General features: G+C 37.3%; 17 protein-coding genes and 1 pseudogene. 4 read left to right on the forward strand and 14 right to left on the reverse strand.

Going from position 1 to position 21732, the window contains the following annotated elements; translation table 11 throughout:
* The first annotated feature begins 3 nt into the window (after positions 1 to 3).
* Positions 4 to 804 carry a hypothetical protein gene (locus tag BM380_RS11985; RefSeq protein ID WP_090494526.1) on the forward strand — a complete coding sequence of 267 codons (801 nt, stop codon included), beginning with the start codon at positions 4 to 6 and terminating at the stop codon, positions 802 to 804.
* On the opposite strand, the gene BM380_RS11990 is transcribed toward BM380_RS11985, so the two are convergent.
* The 11 genes and pseudogenes from BM380_RS11990 to pomA all read right to left on the reverse strand — a co-directional run bounded on the left by BM380_RS11990 (position 785) and on the right by pomA (position 13661).
* Positions 785 to 1978 carry a hypothetical protein gene (locus BM380_RS11990; RefSeq protein WP_090494527.1) on the reverse strand — a complete coding sequence of 398 codons (1194 nt, stop codon included), beginning with the start codon at positions 1976 to 1978 and terminating at the stop codon, positions 785 to 787. The two genes, BM380_RS11985 and BM380_RS11990, sit on opposite strands and share 20 nt — an antisense overlap.
* The gene (locus tag BM380_RS11995) at positions 1978 to 2895 is read right to left on the reverse strand and encodes a serine/threonine protein kinase (protein ID WP_090494529.1); all 918 of its coding nucleotides are present in this window, start codon (positions 2893 to 2895) and stop codon (positions 1978 to 1980) included. The genes BM380_RS11990 and BM380_RS11995 overlap by 1 nt, the downstream gene beginning before the upstream one ends.
* Positions 2896 to 3437: 542 nt before the next feature.
* Positions 3438 to 5369 (reverse strand): DNA topoisomerase III, encoded by a 1932-nt coding sequence (locus tag BM380_RS12000; protein WP_090494531.1) that lies wholly within the window; start codon positions 5367 to 5369, stop codon positions 3438 to 3440.
* Positions 5366 to 5830 carry a hypothetical protein gene (locus BM380_RS12005; protein ID WP_090494533.1) on the reverse strand — a complete coding sequence of 155 codons (465 nt, stop codon included), beginning with the start codon at positions 5828 to 5830 and terminating at the stop codon, positions 5366 to 5368. The genes BM380_RS12000 and BM380_RS12005 overlap by 4 nt, the downstream gene beginning before the upstream one ends.
* Positions 5831 to 5838: 8 nt before the next feature.
* Complete coding sequence (locus BM380_RS12010) at positions 5839 to 7740, reverse strand: site-specific integrase (protein ID WP_090494535.1); 1902 nt, start codon at positions 7738 to 7740, stop codon at positions 5839 to 5841.
* A gap of 2 nt (positions 7741 to 7742) precedes the next feature.
* Positions 7743 to 9539 carry a site-specific integrase gene (locus BM380_RS12015; protein ID WP_090494537.1) on the reverse strand — a complete coding sequence of 599 codons (1797 nt, stop codon included), beginning with the start codon at positions 9537 to 9539 and terminating at the stop codon, positions 7743 to 7745.
* Positions 9540 to 9543: 4 nt separating this feature from the next.
* The gene (locus BM380_RS12020; protein ID WP_090494539.1) at positions 9544 to 10869 is read right to left on the reverse strand and encodes a tyrosine-type recombinase/integrase; all 1326 of its coding nucleotides are present in this window, start codon (positions 10867 to 10869) and stop codon (positions 9544 to 9546) included.
* 75 nt (positions 10870 to 10944) lie between these two features.
* Positions 10945 to 11262, reverse strand: a pseudogene (locus BM380_RS12025) (toprim domain-containing protein); the annotation flags it as partial.
* Positions 11263 to 11337: 75 nt separating this feature from the next.
* A complete protein-coding gene (locus tag BM380_RS12030) occupies positions 11338 to 11823 on the reverse strand; it encodes a hypothetical protein (RefSeq protein ID WP_090494543.1) in 486 nt (161 codons plus the stop codon).
* 147 nt (positions 11824 to 11970) lie between these two features.
* Complete coding sequence (locus BM380_RS12035) at positions 11971 to 12891, reverse strand: flagellar motor protein MotB (RefSeq protein WP_028834921.1); 921 nt, start codon at positions 12889 to 12891, stop codon at positions 11971 to 11973.
* Positions 12892 to 12893: 2 nt separating this feature from the next.
* Entirely contained in the window at positions 12894 to 13661 is a 768-nt protein-coding gene (pomA, locus tag BM380_RS12040) for a flagellar motor protein PomA (RefSeq protein ID WP_016900636.1), read from the reverse strand.
* A 303-nt stretch (positions 13662 to 13964) separates the two neighbouring features.
* On the opposite strand from pomA, the gene xseB reads away from it, so the two are divergent.
* The 3 genes from xseB (at position 13965) to dxs (ending at position 17075) form a co-directional block, all read left to right on the forward strand.
* Positions 13965 to 14207 carry an exodeoxyribonuclease VII small subunit gene (gene xseB, locus BM380_RS12045; RefSeq protein ID WP_008110204.1) on the forward strand — a complete coding sequence of 81 codons (243 nt, stop codon included), beginning with the start codon at positions 13965 to 13967 and terminating at the stop codon, positions 14205 to 14207.
* A gap of 2 nt (positions 14208 to 14209) precedes the next feature.
* On the forward strand, positions 14210 to 15097 hold the full coding sequence (gene ispA / locus BM380_RS12050) for a (2E,6E)-farnesyl diphosphate synthase (protein WP_013464235.1): 888 nt from the start codon (positions 14210 to 14212) through the stop codon (positions 15095 to 15097).
* Between the two features lie 115 nt (positions 15098 to 15212).
* A complete protein-coding gene (dxs, locus tag BM380_RS12055; RefSeq protein ID WP_090494545.1) occupies positions 15213 to 17075 on the forward strand; it encodes a 1-deoxy-D-xylulose-5-phosphate synthase in 1863 nt (620 codons plus the stop codon).
* Positions 17076 to 17137: 62 nt separating this feature from the next.
* Here the strand turns inward: dxs and BM380_RS12060 are convergent, their stop codons facing one another.
* Genes BM380_RS12060 through thiL form a run of 3 tightly spaced genes read right to left on the reverse strand, consistent with a single transcriptional unit; the run spans position 17138 to position 21712 of the window.
* Positions 17138 to 20224, reverse strand: coding sequence for a ligand-binding sensor domain-containing diguanylate cyclase (locus tag BM380_RS12060; protein ID WP_024600857.1), 3087 nt, complete (start codon positions 20222 to 20224; stop codon positions 17138 to 17140).
* Between the two features lie 31 nt (positions 20225 to 20255).
* On the reverse strand, positions 20256 to 20741 hold the full coding sequence (locus tag BM380_RS12065) for a phosphatidylglycerophosphatase A family protein (protein ID WP_008110211.1): 486 nt from the start codon (positions 20739 to 20741) through the stop codon (positions 20256 to 20258).
* Positions 20738 to 21712: a thiamine-phosphate kinase gene (gene thiL, locus BM380_RS12070; protein ID WP_008110214.1), complete on the reverse strand. Its 975-nt coding sequence runs from the start codon at positions 21710 to 21712 to the stop codon at positions 20738 to 20740. Before thiL ends, BM380_RS12065 begins: the two co-directional genes overlap by 4 nt.
* Positions 21713 to 21732: the final 20 nt, after the last annotated feature.

Below are 21732 nucleotides of genomic sequence, written 5' to 3' on the forward strand. Positions count from 1 at the left end.
CTAGTGACTAGGTTTATAGAAATTCATAGCTTAATAGCCTATAATAACTCCTCAAATATTTACTTTAAACAAGAAAATTTAAAAATGGATTTATCAGTTAAAACAATAGGCTGTGATTATGTGTTTGATGATAAACCTGAGCCATTTACAACTGAATTAGAACTAGTTGATAAATTTGAAAAATTGCTTGATGTATTTTCTCACAAAAAAGTGTTAGTTGAGCGTGAATTTGATTGTGGTTATGGGATTGCGGACGCTGTAATATTTAACTATAAAAGTGATTCTTCATTACTTGATTTATCAAAAATTCAAGACGACTGGGCCTATACTTTAAAATCACTACCATATAGACAAAATTTTGATGTATACCTTTTGGCTGAAATGTCAGGAGCCTCTTTAGCTGTGTCAAAAAAAGCGCTTAAAAAATTCATTGAGGCAGGGTATTGCGAAGAAAGAAGTAATGGGCTCTATGTTAAACTTCGTCAACCAAAGTTACTTTGTACATCTATGATAGCAATTGAAGCTAAGCTTAGGGATTGGAAAAAAGCTATTTGGCAAGCAAACAGATACAAAATATTCTCAAATGAATCATGGGTTTTGTTAGATAAAAAACACTCCAGTGCAGCCATTAAGAATTTAAATGAGTTTAAAAGGTTCAATACTGGACTCGCAACATTTTCTCCCAAAGGTTGCTATGAAGTGCACTTCTCCCCTAAAAGAGAAGCACATAAATCGGATTTTGCTTTATGGCGAGCAAATACTTTATTAGCTAAATCCTTAATAGCTAAAGATGATTCTTTTTAAATATCTCAATTGCATTTTTCCACGGTATTAAGTGAGAATCATCACCATGTTTATCTAGCTGGATGTTTATATTATCTATCAGTTTGTGTAACTCTAGCGATTTTTGTATCCAGTTTTTGATTAATTCATACCTACTTATTAAATCTAAGGAGGATAACTCATTAAGTTGTTCAGAGAATGTTTGAAAGTAATGTTTGTAAAGTATCGGGTTATTAAATGTCGGTGACTTAGTCAATTTGAGCGCTTTTTCTGAATTATCTGTTTCCGTATATATTTCATCCCAAACTTCAGGGCTATGCTCTTTAATTAATTTTGCATCTTCAAAATTAATCCAATTTAATAACTTTGGCATATAGATTCTTGCTTTCGGCCCTCGTCTTTCTTCATCAGATACAACAAACTTGTCTAATGAAAAGATACGAGTGTTTTCAAAAGCACCGATTGTTAGAGAAAGATCTTGACCTGCCAATGAGTAAAGTAAGGCCTCAGTGTTCGTATATCCCACTATAACCTTTAAATCAGCTTCTATAGTTGAGCGAATTACATTCATATATTCTATTAGAAATTTAGCATCATCAATTTGTTTTTTTGGTCTATCAAATTGGCAAATAAAATAAACCCCATCAATTTCAGGGTAACTCGTGAGCCAATTCAATATGTTTGTTTTATATTCCTGTATGTTAAGCATATGAGACGTTATCGGTACAGTAAGGTATATCTCTTTTGTACCTAAAACCCCAGATTTTCTAATAGCATTAAGGAATGGACTCACAAATAGTTCACTTTGCTGTTCAGTATACTTTGGGTTAAGCTGCTCATAAAAACGAGCTGGTATAACAATATTTTTAAAATTATTTTCAACTTGGAAAGAAATGCACCTTTTAGCTGATTCATTTGCAACTGAATTATAGTCAATAGTATTGAATCCCTGCTCCCCAAGAATTGTATTAGGAAAAAAATCATAAGACTTAAATTTTGGTTTCTCAGAGCTTGGTAAATAAAATTGAGGGTCAAAAATAGATGTTTCTTTTAAGCTCTTTGGAAGATCTTTCAGTTTGTTAGAAAGGATATGAACTGGGCTGTAAATTAAACCAGTACCTATTTTGTCTTTTTCAAAGGAGTCACGATTCCAATTTGAATTGTGACCAACTTGATGAAGTAATTTTATTGACATTATTTTTCCTTAAGTTTATTGATATCACAAATCAATTTATCTGTAGTTCTATATCTTTTATATGGTTCTTTGTTCATCATCTTAGAAATTATATCTGATAGCTCTTTAGATACACCGTAGTCTTCAAGTCTGAGCGGGAGCAACGAACAAACTCTCTCAAGAATTTCATCAACCAAATTATTACCATCGTTATTGAAAAAAGCTTTTTGTCCAGAAAGCATTTCATAACAAATAGTCCCTATTGAGAACTGATCGCTTTTAAATGAAATGTTCTTCTTGTCATTAATTGCTTGTTCTGGGCTTGCATAAAATGGTGTGCAAGGCCCTATAGGAAATAAGCTATTAGTAACACCCTCAGAGCCTTCCTCTCTCAAAATACCTAAATCAATAATTACCAAAGAATAATCATCTTTTATTAATAGGTTGTCTGGCTTCAAATCACGATGTACAAGCTTTTTGGGATGTTCCCATAATTCTTTCATTGCTGTTAATATTTGAGTCAAAAAATTAACCACCTTTTTTTCATTATTATATTGAATCATAATATTTGATAAGGGAGTTGCATCTATTTTCTCTTCGATACTTATAAACCTTATTGGGGAAATAGGGTCATCTGTAATTGGATCTTTTGCTACCACTTCAGTAAACAATAACTTAGGGAAGTAAATACTTTCCAGTGAATTAAGAACTTCAGCCTCTTTCTGGATATATGAGATTGCTGTTCTTGAAGTTGCCTCACTTATTTTCAGAACTACTTCACCCCAAGCGTTACATTTATCTGGTTCGTATTTTGTTCTCGAAGTAAAGCGACCAAAGAAAACTACTCTTTGCCCTGATTTTTTTGCAACATCCATAATGACGAAACTGGGATATAAGCTTTTTATAAATATTCTTAGACTATCGGAGTCTTCTAACACATGTCTTCCTTTCAGGTTAGTTATTTACAGCGATGTTGTTGCTATAGTAATTAAAATCTTAGTATGAAATTTATTCTACATATAGTTTGAAATAAATAAAGATATTAAAGTTTTAGCTTTAGCTTTTTTGCATATTTTTTGCTTTATCTTGATACGCTTTAGTTACATTTTTTTCATCAAACTATATTTAATTTCTTTTTTGTCAGTTTTAACTACTAAGGTGTATTGGGCCAGACATAGGAGTGCATATGTGCTTTCCCATGTCTTAAATGCCAAGTTTAATCAAATTTTTGATTCCGAGTATCTATTACTATATCAATTACTTTAAAGCTTTAAGACCTGATAAGAACCTGTTACAGGGATATTACTTTTAAACAAGTTTATTAACTTACGAATCCAATGCCCCTCACGCCAAATTTTTTTACTTCGTGATGAGGGGTATCTAAATTTGCAGAAAATCATAGGCTACAAGCGGCTGAAAATAGAACCCAAAGAGATTTAATGAAGATGAAAACACCACGTTAATTTTAAGGGTGTAAATTTTACAACTTAAGCTTCGTTTTTTTCGCTTTCTGTTTAAAAGACCCTCTAGGTTTATAAGGCTTTCCCTTACCTTTTAACCCACTAAAAGTGACTGTTTTCACCTCAGTGATAAGCGTATCTATACTTTGCGTAATTGGATCCATAAAGTGAGCGTATTTAATTTCTTTTTGGCTGATAGCCTCTAATTGAGATTCCCAGTGAGCTGTCATATCAGGTATTGTCATTCGTTCAGGCAAAGAACATATTAATTGCGTACCAACATCAGTTGCTCTTATATCCTTACCTTTACGAGTCAAAAATTGACGCTTAAATAACAGCTCAATTATCCCAGCCCTTGTAGCCTCAGTTCCCAATCCATCAGTATCACGTAATACTTTTTTAATTGAAGCATCAGTTACATACCGAGCTATACCTGTCATAGCTGAAAGTAATGTAGCGTCAGTAAAGTACTTAGGTGGTGTAGTTTGCTTTTCTATTAAGTCAGCTTGCTGGCAATGTACTTCATCATTTTTTGAAACATTTGGAAGACTAACGGCTGAAAATTCACTTTCACCCTGTGATTTTTGTTTTGAAGGGAACAAAATTTTCCAGCCTTGTGATACCACATCTTTTTGTTTTGAAATAAATAAACCACCCGACACTTCCGTATCTATTTGCTTATCTACGTACTCAAACGGAGGGTAGAACTGAATAAGATACTGGCGAGCAACCAGTTCATAAATATTATTTTCAGCAGGTGATAAGCGGCTTAAATCAGTTGATTTTGATGTAGGAATTATCGCGTGGTGGGCACTTACTTTTGAGTCATTCCAGGCTTTACTTTTTAGACTAAGATTCGCGTTTTTTGCGGCATCACTTAAAGCTGAGCAAGATTTACCAATAGCGCCTACGACTTGCTTAACATCATTCAAATGTTCTTTAGGTAAATACCGGCAATCTGAGCGAGGGTAAGTAATTAATTTATGTCGTTCGTATAATTGCTGACACGTATCAAGTACTGATTGTGCGCTCATACCAAACCTTTTTGCCGCATCAATTTGTAAAGCAGATAAACTATAAGGCAATGGCGGAGGGGTTGCTTTTTTTGCTTGAGTTACATTAACTACTTTTCCTGCTTTATTTTGTACCTTTGAAATAACATTTAATGCTAATGCTTTAGACAGCACCCGATTATCTTCATCCATGTAAGGCTCACATGCTTTACTTGGCCTCCATTTAGCCTGATACGCCTCACCTTTTAAAGTAAGAAGCGTACAGATAACCTCATAGAATGGTTTTGATACAAAATTCGCAATCTCTTGGTCTCTGTGGACAACTAAACCTAAAACAGGTGTTTGTACCCTACCAATTGATAAAACGCCATTATAGCCAGATTGGCGGCCTTGTAGCGTGCATAGGCGAGTCATGTTGATGCCATAAAGCCAATCAGCTCTTGCTCGTGCTAATGCAGATGTAGCAAGCGGAATGAAGTCTGTATTTTTACGTAAATTGTTTAACGCCTTTTTTACTGCTGCGGGATTTAAGTCACTAATTAAGCACCTTAAAACCTGTGTTTTTTTTGCTTTAGACACACCACAATGATTAATCACTTCGTCAATCAGGATTTGACCGACTCGATCTGGATCGCCCATATTAACTAGCGTATCGGCTTTTTTTATTAATGTTTTTACTACTGTAAATTGCTTTCTTGTTTTACTTTTAACAACAAGCTTCCATTCATTAGGAACAATCGGTAAATGCTCAACTGCCCATTTTTTATAATCAGGGTTATACGCCTCTGGCTCCGCTTGCTCTAATAAATGACCTATACACCAAGTAACAACATCGCCATTACCAGCGGTGATATAACCATCACTTTTTTTATGTGGTTTAGGTAATATATCTACTAGTGCCCTACCAAGGCTTGGTTTTTCTGCAATAAACAATCTCAAACTTTTTTACCTGTAATTGGACTAACTTTATATATTTCTAGTTGTTGCTCTAACAAAGATATTTTTTCTAACGCTTCAAAAAGCGTGAATTCAAGCTGAGCGTTATGAGCTACAACTTGATCACTAAAAGCTTTTATCTGGTCGCGCTGCGTTTTATAACGCTCTTTTAATTCTTTTTCTTTATCACGCTGTTCACGTAACTTACTTTCAACCTGTTTACTTTTTTCACTTTTACCTACAGCTAAGCTTTGCTTTAATAACTGAATTCTTTGATTAGCAACTTCTACAAATTCTGAATAGTAATAAATACCACCAGAACTTAAACCAGCTTCATCATTGATTCTTTTTAAGCTAATGCGTCCATCTGGTTTAGTATTTAATGGCTTACCTTCAATAAGCCTATTTAATGCTTGCTCTAACCTGATTAAGGTTTCTCTGCCTCTATCTGATTGTTCAGTCATAGGTGCTCTTATAAAAGTGTTTGGTTAATGTCATGTGTGAACACATCAAAGGTAATATTATGATCTTTAAAACATTGTTCTATCGATTTAATCTCATAATAAAGCTTCGACAATATGTTAGGCATTTTCAACCCAAACTCGATTAATGATTCAAATTTGGTGATCAATAATTGCCTTTTGGGGATAAGCTCTAATGCTTTAGCTTTAGTGACAACCGCATACTTACAGACTGGCGCATCACAAATACGATCACATCGAGGGTTAGTACAATGGCCGACAGGTGTTTCTATTATGGACATTTGGCCATCTCGAACTTGCCTTGATATTTCATCACGACTCAAATAAATGGTACTTCTATCATCACCACGTAAGTTTGCGATTCGTTTACCTTCAGCACCAGACAAAGACTCTGCTTCATTATAGATATGGTAAAAAGTGTCGGTCATGAAATCATGATTTTCTTGTGCTATGTCTAAAAGTAATTCTTTATCTAGCATCATATCGAAATAGCCTGCGACATTGGCTTGGTTAGAATACCAAGATGTCATAGCTATATTGATATGTTTAAATTGATATTTTAACTCTAAAAGTGACGCAAGTTTATTACGAACAAGGAATACAGCAAAAGTTCTTCTGAAACAGTGCGGGTTTGGCGTTAACAATTCGCCAATTTTTAATTCACCTTTTCGTGATGGATTTAAAAGATTAAATTCAGCAACATCATGTGGGTTAGCTCTATAATTAACATACTTAACAAAACTCTTTAAAGACTTATCGATTGCTTGCCTGCCTGCTGCAGGATATTTTGCTGTAGGGGAGTATGATAGAAAAAGGGAGTCGGCTTCTTGAATCATTTTATTTTGCTCATCTATGTGAGAACAAAGCAGAGCACGCTCTTTCCAATTTTTTCTTGAGAACTCATAAATATCCCATATAAGCTCAATTGCTAGTTTAACAGCAGGAATAGTCACCCAACTTGTTTCTCTTTCTACCCCTGCGATATTAACTTTGGTATGAACCCCATTAACGATAGGGATAGTCATACCCGCATATTTTTTTTCTTGGTAAGACTCTTTGGTTAAAGACTTAATTTCACCATCTCTACAGCCAGTAAAACCAGCTATTACAGTGTAACAAGCACCTCTTATCCAAGTTAACCATACGCCTGTTAAATCTAGTTTGAACTCTATTGTTTTAGTTTGTTCTAGATAATTTTTTTGAGCATAACCCCTAGCTGTAGGAACACCATACCCTCGCTGAATATTTTTATTATAATCCTGAATAAAGCTTTCATATGTATCACTAATAATTTTTCTACTTGGGTGATACTTAGCAACAATATCTAATGCAGCTTTAAAATAATTAGATGCTATTTTTTCTGGTAAAGCTATTGTTTGATGTGAAATCCGCTGGCTATTTGAGAGTAAAACAGCTAATTCATCAGCATTATCAATTACTCTGGTGATAATTTTTTCTTTTTTTAAGACGCTAAGAATTATTAAGTAGTTTTTCCATGTTTTGTATTTTAAATTATGACTTTGGGCTACTTTTATAAACTCTCTAAATCCTCTTTCTGAATTTATAAAAGTAAAATCAGTACCGCCACATTCAATAATACACTTATCAAAAATTGAAAAAGCTTGTATATACTTCATACCTATACTTTTTTTACTAATGAGATCATCACTATTTAACAATTTAAAAATCAATCTTTTACAAACTGATTTAAACCCATCACTAAGATTTCCAAAATTCAACTTAACGTCTTCATTAATAATTAACCAAATATCATCTTCGTAATGACTGAATGGTTTTCCATCTGAAGAGTAAGAAACAACTGTGTTATCAGTATTCATTACTTTTGGATGTTCGGTATTAATGGAGTCTAGAGGCTTAATTAACTCATTCATTATTAATTTAACTCCATCAAGACATTAAAATCCGTTTTATCAGCCCAAAGAGGATGCGGAAGCTCAGAATATTTCACCTCAGCACTTTTATATACGCGTGGAAACTCTCGCCTCAACCGCTCTAAAATTGACTCTACGGTATTAGTAACCTTGGCTAATGTAGTAGTGGGTATTGAGTTAATTGATGGCTGACAGGCGACCTCAAGGATTACATCTCGAAATGAAAGCATAAGCCAGATATCGTCGACTTCAGCAATAACTGCATGATACGGGCAACCAAAACATTCTAAAAACTTATGACATGCGACTTTATTTTTTTGCTTAGCTAAACCCGCTTTAACGAGTGATTTTTTTAGCTGCTTAGCTTTTTCACCGAAAGAATCCTTACAACGGAGTCCATTGGATAGAGTATTTGGTATAGTTAATTTATTTTTTAAGTAAAATTGCTCTCTCACAGGATCTTTAAAGTGATAAGCGCTTTCAATAACCGCTTCATCTAATGTCTCCCCTTGAAGTGTCCGCTGCCTAACATCAAGTGCTCCTGCAATCGAGAACTCCATTAATTCAGGTACACCATTAGAATAATGTTTTGATACAGTATCAGGACTATTATTTAAGCCTTCAGCAACAGAAAAAATGCTTTCGGTTGCTCTCATTATTAAAGTAGCTTTAGTTTTTCTAAATCGGTTTGTACGTAGTGCCGGTAATTCAAAATATCTAAGCTTTTTATTGATCGAAGTGGCAAACTGATTTTCTAACATTACGGTATACTTTTTCTTTGAGTAAACTGAAAAAACATAATCTGAGGTATTATTTGTTATCAATTTACTTAAAGACAACCATGTATCAAAAAATTCTTTCGCTCTTTTGCTAAAACCCACTGTCGTAATATTTTTTCTACCGCGCTGCCTGTACTTTGTTGTAGATAGCTTATAAACACCATCAGATGTTCGTTCAAAATGCTCATTTGAAAAATCAGAAAACTTAATTGCTAACAGTTGGCTTTCATTTAATCCCGTGTAAAAAGACGTCAGATAAAGAGCTACTTTCACAAGCTCATTCTGCCAAGTATAGCTAGGCCTCACGACGGAGAAAATATGCTTTCCGTTAAACGGGTTACCTAAGAAGTCATTTCCTAAATCATCACACAGTAAAGGATGAACTGTAGGGTTAGTCCCATTAAGTAAATGAGTTCTATACTTATTAAATATCACGTAAAGTAGTTTAACAATTTGTTTTAATTCTAAATCAGTATATGGCTTGGTACATTCATGACTGTCTTTTATAAATAGAAAATCACCTCTTAGCTCATGAGTTAAAACTGGCTCAATTTCATTTAAAAACATTTTAAATGCGCCTAAAGTACTATTTATCGTCGTACCTCTAATGTTTTCTAGACAACGTTTTTTTAAGTCGTTAATAAACGGAATAATAGTTGTATGGTTGAAACCAACTTCGAGCTCATTTTTATCGCAATATTGAAAAAAAACGACTAAAGAATTAAAATAGACGACCTTAGTGCGATCCCTTCTGTCCATTAGTAATATCGCATTATAACAATGTCGAATTAACTCCCATCGTCGCATATCAATTAACTCAGCATTAGGTGAAAGTTTAAACTCTTGGCCACTTGTACCAATCTTTATTTTTGGGCAATTTTTATAAGCTAGACGTTTAAAAAAACAATTCCTGTTGCCAGCACTAATCACCAACTTGTCTATTGGTAAAGGTAACACCGCTGGACTATCGGTTATTTCAGCATTAATAACTTTGCGCTTTTCATTTCCGATAAAAGCCATAGACCTACTCCTCGACCTTTAAAACCAGATCAAGGGCTCGCTCATAAACTTCATTAGCCTTCAATGTTTGGTGACAAAATTTTAAATAATGCAGAAGTGTACTTCTTGATTTATGTCCCATTACAGATTGAATGTAATCAAGAGCGTCACCTTCTTTTACCCCTTGATTTAACAGTTCTTTCAAACGAGTTACTGCATAGGTTGAACGTAAGTTATGAAATTTATGATTAAAACTTGGATGGCTGTTTTTTACCGTATTTCGAACTTCGCACCACCGAGCATTAAATGTCCTAGAGGCGTAATGATGTCCATTCTGTGAAATGAATAAAGGTGGATTGTTTAATTCATCGGGGTTATTTACTTCGAAGAGTTTTCTACGTTTTATGTAACGCTTTGAATTAATATATTGATGTAATTGAAGCATTACCGATGAAGGCATCTCAATTGTTCTACTACCAGAGCCTTTAGTGTTTACTCCCTCTTGCGGTGAGATGTGCACGCCATTTGAATGGATTAAATACTTCTGACGAAGCTGCTCAGCTGTTGGCTTATAAATAAACTTTGATCTAAAAGTAACAATCTCTTCTCTACGTAATCCTGTATGTCGTGCTAAAGCTACGGCAAGCTTAAATTCCTCTGATAGATTTACGAAAGCAGCTCCACTTGAAGTGTTTGAATTTACCTTTCCCTGACGACATATTTCATCGACCAAAGTCCATTCGTGTTCACTCAAAGGAACAAGCTCTCTTGGCATACCAAAGTTACTTTTATCCTTAGGTAGGTTAAGCCTGATGTCTGTCGAGTCGACAAAGACAAACTTACCTCTGCTAAACTCATGCCCACCATCAACATTCACTTTAAGCGTTTTATAGTTAAATGGCTTATTTATAAATTCGTAGCCTTTGTTTAAATAAAATTTATAAAAACTGACAATTGAGCCTAGGTAATTATTGGCTGTTGTTCTAGCAATAGCTCCATTCATCACCGCATCTTTAAGATGTTTACTGAACTTATACGTAGGTTTATTTCTTGAAGTGATGGGCATCTCGTCCCACTCAAGCCCTATTTCATCTAGAAAGATAAAGTAATGCAGTAATGCCTGAGCTTGAGTATTTACGTGTTTTCGATGTATAGAAGTTTTTAGATAAATAAGCCAATTATTTACAACACTAACGGGTAAACCATTGTCTTGATATAACAATACTACATCCTGAAGATCGTGGCCTTTTCCATTAAAGTTAAAGCTGATTTCACCCGTGTCTGAATTAACTGACTTAGATAATTTTTGGTCAATAGTTAAACTTGGTACTGTCCATAAAATGTAGTTCATAAGTCAGATCCTACTTCACACTTTTAACGATATTTATTGTAACAATGAGTTTTCATTAAAATATCGTAACAGTGCACGATCAGGATCGCCAGCATGTACGAGTGTTGTTGCCTGCTTAATTAATTTTTTTAAAATGGTAAGCTGCTTACGGGTTTTTGTTTTAGCTTTTAATTGCCAGTGTTCAGGCACAATAGGTAAATGCTCAAATTGCCATTTTTTAAAACGCTCATCATAGTCATCGGGTTCTGCTTGCTCGAGCAAATGACCTATGCACCAAGACACACAATCACCATTCGCCACTTCAATATAACCATCGTGTTTTTTATGAGGTTTTGGAAGCGCATCTGCAATAGCACGCCCTAATGAAGGTTTTTCAGCAATATAAAGTTTCATAATCAAGCTCTGACACTGTTCATATAAACAGTAGTCTAGCATATCATTTTAAAACGAGGGGTATTTTTGTAGTTATTAGCTTAAAGCCTTATTTCGTTTATTAACAAAAATATATAAAAGAGGCAGGTAACACACTATAACTGTGCCAACATTAATGAGTGGCAGTAAAGTTTTATAAATATAAGTGCTATATGATAATTCCCAAAGATGGCGGTCGACTAAACGAAACAATTGTAAAATGGGTGCACCAATAACCACAAGCTGACCCAGTACGCATTGCCACAAATAAACTTTATCTTTGATACCTAAATAAGCAATCAAAGCCATCCAAGATAGATCGTTTAATGCCCAAACTACATAACGGTATATGTAAGTGCCGTCATCAAACTCTTTGAGCGATGAATGAATTAAAGCACCAAAAAGAAAAAAAGAAGCCGTTATTAAAGTAAACCTTAAAGCACAGAGATCTTTTCGTAAATAAAAAACAAAAATAGCTGGGCTCAAAATAAGCACCCAGCTACTGTTTAAAATTTCTAAAATTTTATCAAACCAATCAGGCATGATTACTTAGTAAAATTCGTTTTTTTATCATCGTCATCGCCAGTACCGTTACCAGGCATACTACAATACTTAGTCAACATATTCGCCCCATTACATTTGTTAAGAATGTTGCATTCTATGCTAAAAAAGGTACATAGCCAAGTCATTCTATCTTACATCAATTGGCGCTGACTCTTTTGCCTTGCCTTGTAAAATTGATATTTCCACACGGCGGTTACGTCTTCGATCTTCGCGGGAATCGTTCGGCACTAAGGGCCTAGTTTCTGCACGTCCTACCACCATCATTCTGGTTTTATCAAAACCTGGAACTTTTTGTAATTCACTCGCTACCGCAACTGCGCGTTTAGATGATAAATCCCAGTTATTAATGTAAAGCTCGTTGGAAACCTGAAAATCATCCGTATGACCAGACACCGTAATTTCACCGGGTACATCTTTAAGTAATCGGCCAATATCTTGAATGATAGGTTTAAATTGTGGTTGTAAAAATGCACTCCCCGATGGAAACGAGCCATTTTCTCTAATACGAATTATGATTTGCTGCCCTAAAGATTCAAGCTCAATAGCCCCATCAATAATTTGCTTTTCAAGCTGTTGCGCAATTTTTTTAACTAAGTCATTTATTTGCTCTTGATCAGCAGCAGACACTGCCGTAGCTGCAGCAACTTCCTCTGAGGTACTACTTGATTCACCACCTCGCTTTTCACCACGTTGCTCTTGACGTCCACCTGCGGAGCTTTCATCTCCCGCCTGAAACTCAAGCATTTGTTGGGTCATTTCAACCGTTTGTTGCTGAATGGTTTCTATAGGAGTTGGCTCAGGTTTACCCGGCGTAAACTCCATAGCAATAACAGATGTCCCTTTTGGAATGTCTTTTACTTCTATTTTATTTTGTACACCAAAAGCAAACTTCATTGAGCCTGCAATTTGTTTAAATTTAAGTACATCCATTTCAGAAAATGCGAGTAAAAGTACGAAAAAGCACATTAATAATGACATTAAATCGGCAAACGTTCCCATCCACGCAGGAAGTCCTGGAGGTGGGCATTTGCACTCTTCATCTGACATAATTATTCCTCAGTATTGACTGCGCGTTTTGATTCAGCTAGATAATTTTTCAAGATCCCTTCAATTACTTTAGGATTTTGCCCGTCTTGAATACCTAATACTGCATCTAAAATTAAGCGCTGATTCATGGCCTCTTCGTCTTTACGCAGTTCAAGTTTTACCTGAATAGGAATGGCTACAACGTTTGCTAAAAATGCACCGTATAATGTGGTTAACAACGCAACCGCCATTGCCGGTCCGATAGCTTTGGGGTCATCCATGTTCGAGAGCATAGCCACTAAGCCTATCAACGTACCGATCATCCCCATTGCAGGTGCAATATCACCTAATGATTTAAATAAGGTTGCCCCCATTTCATGGCGAGTGGTGGTTAACGAAATATCTTTTTGTAATGTTGCACGTACCACATCAGCATCATGTCCATCTACTAGCATATCAACGCCTTTGCGCATAAAAGGATTTGGGATTTCGGCTTCTTCTAAGGCTAAAAACCCGCCTTTTCGAGCAGAGTCAGCTAATTCTACCGCTTTTTCGATTAATGCTTCAGGAGGCTCAATTTTAAACATAAATGCTTTTGCACATACTTTACCAATGCCAAGAAATTGCGACATGGTAAAATTAGATAAAACGATAAAAAGGGAACCACCAAATACAATAACCACAGAAGGGGTATTGTAAAACATAGCGACTTCACCGCTACTACTCATAAACATGGACATGACAATTAAGCCAATTGCGCCAAGGATCCCAATAATGGTTGCTAAATCCACATTCCCTCCAAAGGTTTTATATTTTTTCTTCGCAAGCGTTGTTATTAATTGTTTATCGGCAAGATACTGAAATACTTAAGTGATTTTTATGATAAACGGTAAAATTAAGATTAGTTATATTTTAGATCAACATAGGTAATCAATCTAATTAATCAAAATTAATAATTTTAAAAAATAACGTTGAAACGCAATAAAACCCAATCAACAGCATTTATCTATCAAAAAACAATATCATTCTTTGACCTAGTTTAGCATTCCCCCTAAAATTGGCGTCTAAATTTATTATGTAAGTTGAAAATAAAGATGGCGACTAAAAAACCTGAAAATTTAAGTTTCGAACAAGCACTAGAAGAGTTAACAACAATTGTCAGTGAAATGGAACAAGGTGATTTATCGCTTGAACAGTCTTTAAAGCAATTTGAGCGAGGTATTGCACTTGCGAGCGCATCTTCAGGCAAACTTCAACAAGCTGAGCAAAAGGTGTCGATATTAATGGGTAATGACGAAAAAGCACCGCTTACTCAGTTTGATAACGATATGGAATAATCGTGAGCATAAAAGAACAAATAAAACTCGCTCAAGATGATGTAGCTAATACGCTCAACCTTTATTTTGAACAACCTCTTGAAAGCGACAATACTATAAAAGAAGCCACACATTACAGTGTAATGAATGGTGGTAAAAGACTGCGCCCGTTTTTAGTGTACACCACAGGTAAAATACTCGGTGCTGACAAGCGTGATTTAGATGTACTTGCCGCAGCCATTGAATGTATTCATAGTTATTCATTAGTGCATGACGACTTACCCGCTATGGATGATGATGATTTACGCCGTGGTCGCCCTACATGTCATATTGTATACGGTGAAGCACAAGCGATTTTAGCTGGAGATGCACTGCAAACTTTAGCATTTGAACTTATTGCTAAGCACACATTTAAATGTTCGACTGAAGCACAATTAAAAATGATCGCAGCACTAGCGCATGCATCGGGGTTACAAGGTATGGTTGCCGGACAAGGCCGCGATATTGCAGCAACCGATAAGGTTATTACTGTTGATGAGTTAGAACGCATTCATAAACTTAAAACCGGTGCGCTAATAAATTGTGCGATCACTCTTGGCGCACTGTGCGCTCCTAATACAAGCCAACAAACTTTAGATAACTTATCAACTTTTGGATACGCTATAGGGCTTGCATTTCAAGTTCATGACGATATTTTAGATGTTGAGGGCGATACGCTTACTTTAGGCAAGCCACAAGGGTCAGATATTGCAGCGAATAAAGCGACATACCCCGCTTTATTAGGTATGCTAGGCGCTAAGCAAAAAGCACAAAATTTAATACAACAAGCCCATGAGGCATTAGCTAACATTGACGCAGACACAACAGATTTAGCGGCATTGGCTAACTATTTAATTGAACGTGACCATTAAATACAGCTAAAACGTATTAACTCTTAGTATAAAATTATTACTGAATATTAAGTCGCCTTTTAAACCTCGTTTGTTTTGAGGAGGGTTAATATTAGCGAAGGATATATAAAAAACCATGACACTTGATAGCAGCAAGTATCCATTACTTGATTTGGTGAACGAACCAGCCCACTTGCGAGACTTAGCACAAGATAAGCTTCCTGCATTTAGCCATGAATTGCGTGACTATTTACTCAATTCGGTATCGCAAAGTAGCGGCCATTTAGCGTCTGGTTTAGGAACCGTAGAACTTACCGTTGCACTACATTATGTATACAACACACCCGATGACCGCTTGGTCTGGGATGTGGGTCATCAAGCTTATCCGCATAAAATACTGACTGGCCGTCGTGATCAAATGCATACCATTCGCCAAAAAGACGGATTGCATCCTTTCCCTTTTAGAGATGAAAGTGAATACGACACCTTTAGTGTTGGCCATTCAAGTACCTCAATTTCTGCGGCGTTAGGTATGTCTATTGCTGCACAAAAAGAAGGCAAAGGGCGCAAAACAGTCGCGGTAATAGGCGATGGCGCAATTACTGCTGGTATGGCCTTTGAAGCAATGAACCACCTTGGCGATGTTAAATCAGACATGCTGATCATTTTGAACGATAACGAAATGTCGATATCTGAAAATGTCGGTGCGTTAACCAATCATTTTGCGCGTATTTTATCAGGTAGCTTTTATACCAACATCCGCGAAGGCAGTAAAAAGCTGCTCTCTGGTGTACCGCCGGTAAAAGAGCTTGCCAGCCGTATGGAAGAACACATTAAAGGGATGATGATCCCGGGTACTTTTTTTGAAGAATTAGGTCTAAATTACATTGGCCCAATTGATGGACATGATGTGAATATGTTGGTTGATACGCTGCGCAATATGCGTAACTTAAAAGGCCCACAGCTTTTACATATAAAAACCCAGAAAGGCAAAGGTTACAAGCCTGCCGAAGCCGATCCGATTGGTTATCATGGCGTACCAAAATTTGATCCTGCAACATCAAGCTTACCAAAATCTAAGCCAGGTGCGGCGACTTTCTCAAATGTGTTTGGTGATTGGCTTTGTGACATGGCCGAGCAAGACAGTAAGCTCATGGCAATCACGCCAGCTATGCGTGAAGGTTCAGGCATGGTACGTTTTTCTAAAGAGTATCCAGAACAATACTTTGACGTAGCAATAGCAGAACAACACGCTGTTACTCTTGCTGCAGGTTTTGCTTGTGAGGGCTTAAAGCCCGTTGTGGCTATCTATTCTAGCTTTTTACAACGCGCGTACGATCAACTAATTCACGACGTTGCACTGCAAAATCTACCGGTATTATTTGCTATAGACCGCGCCGGTATTGTTGGAGCCGATGGTGAAACCCATCAAGGCGCCTACGACTTAAGCTTTATGCGCTGTATACCTAATATGGTCATTATGGCCCCAAGTAATACTAACGAATGCCGTCATATGCTTTATACAGGCTATCAAGCTAATTGTCCTGTTGCTGTTCGTTACCCGCGTGGTAGTGCAGGCTCAGCAGACATTCAAAGCACTATGCAACAACTTGAAATGGGTAAAGCGAATGTAATTAAAAAAGGTACTAAAGTGGCTATATTGTCATTTGGTACCTTGCTTGAAAACGCACAACTTGCCACTGATGAGCTCAATGCCACTCTAGTTAACATGCGATTTATTAAGCCACTTGATACGGCATTAATTGATGAGCTGATTAATGATCACGATATTATTGTAACCCTTGAAGATAACGCTATTGCGGGCGGTGCAGGCTCTGCAGTTAATGAATATTTAGCGAGCATTAAAGCCGATGTAAAAGTGCTTAACTTAGGTATTCCTGATGAATTCATTAAACATGGCACACAACAGCAAATGCACGATGAAATGGGGTTAGGTGAACACGGTATTTTAACTTCAATTAAATCATTTATGAGCTAACACTTATCGTGTTTAATAAAAAAGGAGCCATTGGCTCCTTTTTTATTGCTCATCTATAACCTCTAGCGCATCCATACCTTAATATCGGCTAGACCATTGCTTTGTAACAAACCAATTTGCTGTTCAACATTGGGGTTTTGCTCAAACTCAAATGCATCTAATTGCTCGTCAAAGGTAATATTAGCGACGCCATCGCCGCCACGTTTTTTAACTTGATGTAATGCTATGTCAGCTAGATTAATTGATGTTTCCCAGCTAATAACTTGCCCACCTAAGAGAGGTAACGGATAGAACGACCACCCGACTGACGCTGTTATATTGGTTGTTTCACCGTTAGGAAGCTGAAACGAATAATCTGCAATTGCTTGGCATAATTCAGATACATAGCTGTCGATTAAATTACATTTAAAATCGCGCAATAACAGTAAAAACTCATCACCACTCCAACGGGCAACATAATCAGAACCTTGGGTACGCGAGTTAAGTAATGCCGCTACTTGTTGTAAACAGCTATCTCCAGCAATAGGGCCATAGGCATCGTTAATGCGGCTAAAGTTATCTAAATTAATAATTAACAACACCAACGATTTACCTTGAGCCTGCAATGACTGCGAGTTACGCTGAAAATGCTCAATATCTTTTGGTAGTTGATCAAACAAAAAACGGCGACTTCTCAGCCCTGTTAGCTCATCAGAGTGACTAACAAGTTTAAGCTGAGAGTTTACTTGGTTTAATTTATCGTTTGCTTGGCGAAGCTCAAGGGTTCGCTCAGTAATAAGCCCCTCAAGAACTTGCTGCTTACGTCGCTCTTGAACTTTAAATACCCAAAACACCAAATAAAAGAGCAACACAAAACCACTGGTGATCAGTAATCTAAAATATATAGTTTCACCAAATCGCTCAGGCACCACAAAAGCGTATTCGGCCGATTGCGCTTTGCCCCAATCTTCACCTTGACGTTTTGTCTCTAATTCAAATAAAAACATACCTGCTGGTAAGTTAGTGTAAATTGCTTCTCGGCGGGTATTTGCATAGCGCCAATCATTATCAAGTCCATTGAGTTTATACCTAAACTCTATACTTGCAGGTGCATAATAATCGATAGCGGTATAGGTAAGCGTTACATCACGCTCGTCAGTTTTAAGTACTGGCTTTTTACCTAACGCAGCCGCAGCAAGTTTTCGTGATGGCGTGGTTAAAGTTTCTATAGTTGGTTTAAGTGAACGCAGTCCAAATAATTCTACGTCTTTAGGAATTTCTACAACACCTTGCAAGCTGGGATACCAAATTGAATTATCCATATCAACCACCGCATCATGGCCTAAACCATTACAGCATTGACTTGCTTTACCATCGAGCTGTCGATCAAATGAAGAGATCACTTCCTCCACTTTTAGGCTTTCAATGTTGGCTTTGAATTGCTCAACCGGCATGCGATAAACCCCTTTCATGGTGCTTACCCAAATGCGTTTTGTAGTATCATCGTACTCAAGACTAAATATAGAACCATATGGCAGCCCATTGGCGGCATCTAATTGCTGCCACTGCCCTTGTCCACTGCGATAAAACAAACCATCGTTAAGCGAGCCAATTAAAATCCCCACGCCTTTAATGTGTAAAATACTAGTAACGTACGCACTTTCCAAAGTGGTTTGGTCGCCTATTTTTTCTATCCCGCGTTCAGTAAAGTAATACGCCCCTTTACTGGTACCAATCACCCCAAAATTTGGTTTATCTAAAACATAGGTTACAAACTTACTGCCTAAAAAAGCATTGTACGCAAAAGGGTTTAACCCGTTGTAATTTAAACGATATAAGCCTCGCCCAGTGCCCACCCAAAAGCCGCCTTTAGTCGACGTACTAATAGCAAATACAGGATTATCACTCAGCGCACGGGCAGGGAAACTGTATAAGGTATTCGACTCGTAAAAAAACAAACCTCTACCAGTGGCAACATAAAGACGATTGCCGTCAAACTGTAAGTCATGTACTGAGGCATTACCATACTTGGCACTGTTGATGACATTGATAAACGTTTTATCGGCATCGAAATAGCCTACGCCGCTTTTGTTGGCAATCCATAACTTACCATCTGGTGATTTACTAATGGCCATAACCGCTTCGGTCATTTTAGAAATGGCTGAATGGCGCTCTATTCGCCCTTCATGAGCAAGCCAAAGTCCCTCACTAAAACTCGCTAACCATATATTATTTTCATCATCTCTAAATATATCGGCAAACCAAATACTTTGATCTAATTGACTGGGCTCAACCCATTGCCAATCATCCGACTTCCCTCTGAACAATAAGCGCCCATAAGTCGATACCCACAAGCCACCATTGCCATCACTCATAAACTTATAAACGGCTGAGTTGTTAGCGTTAGGCAGCGGAAATGGGCGTAGCTCATCATCTAAATCTAAAAAGTAAGCGCCTAGCTCAGAAGCAAGATATAAATTGCCATTTAAAAAGGATAAGTCGTGAACAATTGTTTGTGCTAAACGATCAGGCAAGGCCACTTTAGCGGTAAGCTCTAAGCGCAATTTAGAAAAATCAGACGCGCTTTGCGTCAAGCGCAATAAATTACGATCGTTAACCAGCCAAATTCCCTCTGGTGAGAGCGCCATTTTACTGACTGACCCTACTATTTGGGTGATCGCAGTGGCATTTACGATAGGGCTCGGATTGTTTAGCTGGTCGCGCAGCTCTATCTGGCCTCTGTCTATGTAATAAAGCCCATTAGCTGCTATCCAAATACTGCCTTTAGAGTCTTCAAGAATATCTCTAACAGGGCCTTTAATATTAAACTCTTGTGCGGTTAGCTTTTCTGGGTCTATAACAACGAGGCCGTTTTTCGTGCCTATCCATAATAGTCCTTGGCCATCAATCAGTAATTTATTGATGCCATTGCTCGGTAAAAACAGACTATTTTGAGTGTTGTAATTAGTAAAAGTGTTACCATCAAATCGGCTTAATCCGAATTGCGTACCAAGCCACATGTAGCCTTGGTTATCTTGCACCACACTTTTGAGGGATTGTGAGGGAAGTCCGTCTTTAATGTTCCATTGTTTAACTACGTAATCAGTAATTGAAGCCGTACTTGGCATGGCACACATCAAGAGTACACAAACCAATAAAAATCGCATCATAGTGCTGCCACCTAGTTAAACAAATAATAAATTAAAAGGGTAGTAAACCTACTTTTATCAATGCTTGCAAACAAATAAGCGAAAAAATACCTGCAAGTACATCATCGGCCATAATACCAAACCCACCATGAGCACGTTTATCAAGTATACGAATCGGCCCTGGCTTTGCTATATCAAAAAAGCGAAATAGTAAAAAGCCCACTAATAATGTTTGCCAATTCAGTGCTGCACCAATCATCGTTATATAGTAACCAGCGACTTCATCCCAAACAATAGCTGGATGATCATGAACTTGAAGGTCATCAGCTGTTTTTCCACATGCCCAAATACCAAATATACTGATCACCACCGCAAATACAATTTGTAACCATAACGGAAAATGCATGGTAATAAAAATAAATGGTAACGCCGCTAAAGTACCAAATGTACCAGGGGCTTTAGGCGCAAGCCCTGTACCAAAACCCAAACCAAAAAATTGATGTGGGCGTTTTAAATTAAATAATCGGTTTTTATTCAAACCTGCTCCTTGGAAAAGTGCTCAAAGCCTTTGTGCTCAAAAACAAACTTTTCACCTTGGTGTAATAATTCTATATTCCCGTCACCACTTTTGATTTGGCCGATACAGGTTGCTTCTACACCGTATTGGCGCAACTTAATATCGAGCATACTCTTATTACTGTCTGGGACAGTGTAAAGTAGTTCATAGTCATCGCCATAGTTGAGTATAAAAGGAAGCTGTTGCTCAAAATCAAGACTCGCTTGCATCGCATCAGAAGTAGGTACATTTTCAATATTGATTGTTGCACTGACCTGTGACAAATCCAAAATGTGACCTAAATCAGCAAGTAAACCGTCTGAAATATCAATAGCTGATGACGCTAAGCCACGCAAAGCTTGTCCGGCGGCCACGCGTGGCGTTGGAAAGTTTAAACATTTATTAATATGCTTTAAATGTTCAGGTGCAACTGGCAAACCTTGTTTTTTTGACTCAATTGCCAAACCAGCATCACCTAGCGGTCCGGTTACAAAAATCCAGTCGCCCACTTTTGCGCCACTTCGACGCAGTGCTTTACCTTCAGGAACCGTGCCTTTTGCACAAATAGTAATACTGAGTGGGCCTTGAGTCGTATCGCCACCAATAATTTGTACATTAAAGTACTCAGCAATTTCATGCATACCGTCAGTCAGTTCTGCAATCCATTGTGGATCGATACTTGGCAACGTGAGTGCAACCGATACCCATGTAGGCTCTGCACCCATGGCAGCTAAATCACTTAAATTTACTGCCAGAGCTCGATGCCCTAATGCGCGAGGAGAGATATCATGAAAAAAATGCACCCCAGCAACTAAGGTATCTGTTGTTACAGCAAGCTGACAGTTTGCTGGTACAGTGACAAGCGCACAGTCATCTCCAATCCCTAAATTAACATCGCGACGAGTGATACCGCGACCTTTAAAGTAGTGATTAATTAATTCAAATTCCTTCATACACAAAAAAGCCGACCTAT

Origin of the sequence: Pseudoalteromonas sp. DSM 26666 (assembly GCF_900116475.1) — a bacterium.
Classification (GTDB): Bacteria; Pseudomonadota; Gammaproteobacteria; order Enterobacterales; family Alteromonadaceae; genus Pseudoalteromonas; species Pseudoalteromonas tetraodonis.

Bases quoted from the DNA above. Each gene is read 5' to 3' on its own strand.
- BM380_RS11990 (WP_090494527.1), bottom strand. From the start codon at position 1,978: ATGTCAATAAAATTACTTCATCAAGTTGGTCACAATTCAAATTGGAAT.
- BM380_RS12005 (WP_090494533.1), bottom strand. From the start codon at position 5,830: ATGACTGAACAATCAGATAGAGGCAGAGAAACCTTAATCAGGTTAGAG.
- BM380_RS12010 (WP_090494535.1), bottom strand. From the start codon at position 7,740: ATGAATGAGTTAATTAAGCCTCTAGACTCCATTAATACCGAACATCCA.
- BM380_RS12015 (WP_090494537.1), bottom strand. From the start codon at position 9,539: ATGGCTTTTATCGGAAATGAAAAGCGCAAAGTTATTAATGCTGAAATA.
- BM380_RS12020 (WP_090494539.1), bottom strand. From the start codon at position 10,869: ATGAACTACATTTTATGGACAGTACCAAGTTTAACTATTGACCAAAAA.
- BM380_RS12030 (WP_090494543.1), bottom strand. From the start codon at position 11,823: ATGCCTGATTGGTTTGATAAAATTTTAGAAATTTTAAACAGTAGCTGG.
- BM380_RS12035 (WP_028834921.1), bottom strand. From the start codon at position 12,891: ATGTCAGATGAAGAGTGCAAATGCCCACCTCCAGGACTTCCTGCGTGG.
- xseB (WP_008110204.1), top strand. From the start codon at position 13,965: ATGGCGACTAAAAAACCTGAAAATTTAAGTTTCGAACAAGCACTAGAA.
- dxs (WP_090494545.1), top strand. From the start codon at position 15,213: ATGACACTTGATAGCAGCAAGTATCCATTACTTGATTTGGTGAACGAA.
- BM380_RS12060 (WP_024600857.1), bottom strand. From the start codon at position 20,224: ATGATGCGATTTTTATTGGTTTGTGTACTCTTGATGTGTGCCATGCCA.
- thiL (WP_008110214.1), bottom strand. From the start codon at position 21,712: ATGAAGGAATTTGAATTAATTAATCACTACTTTAAAGGTCGCGGTATC.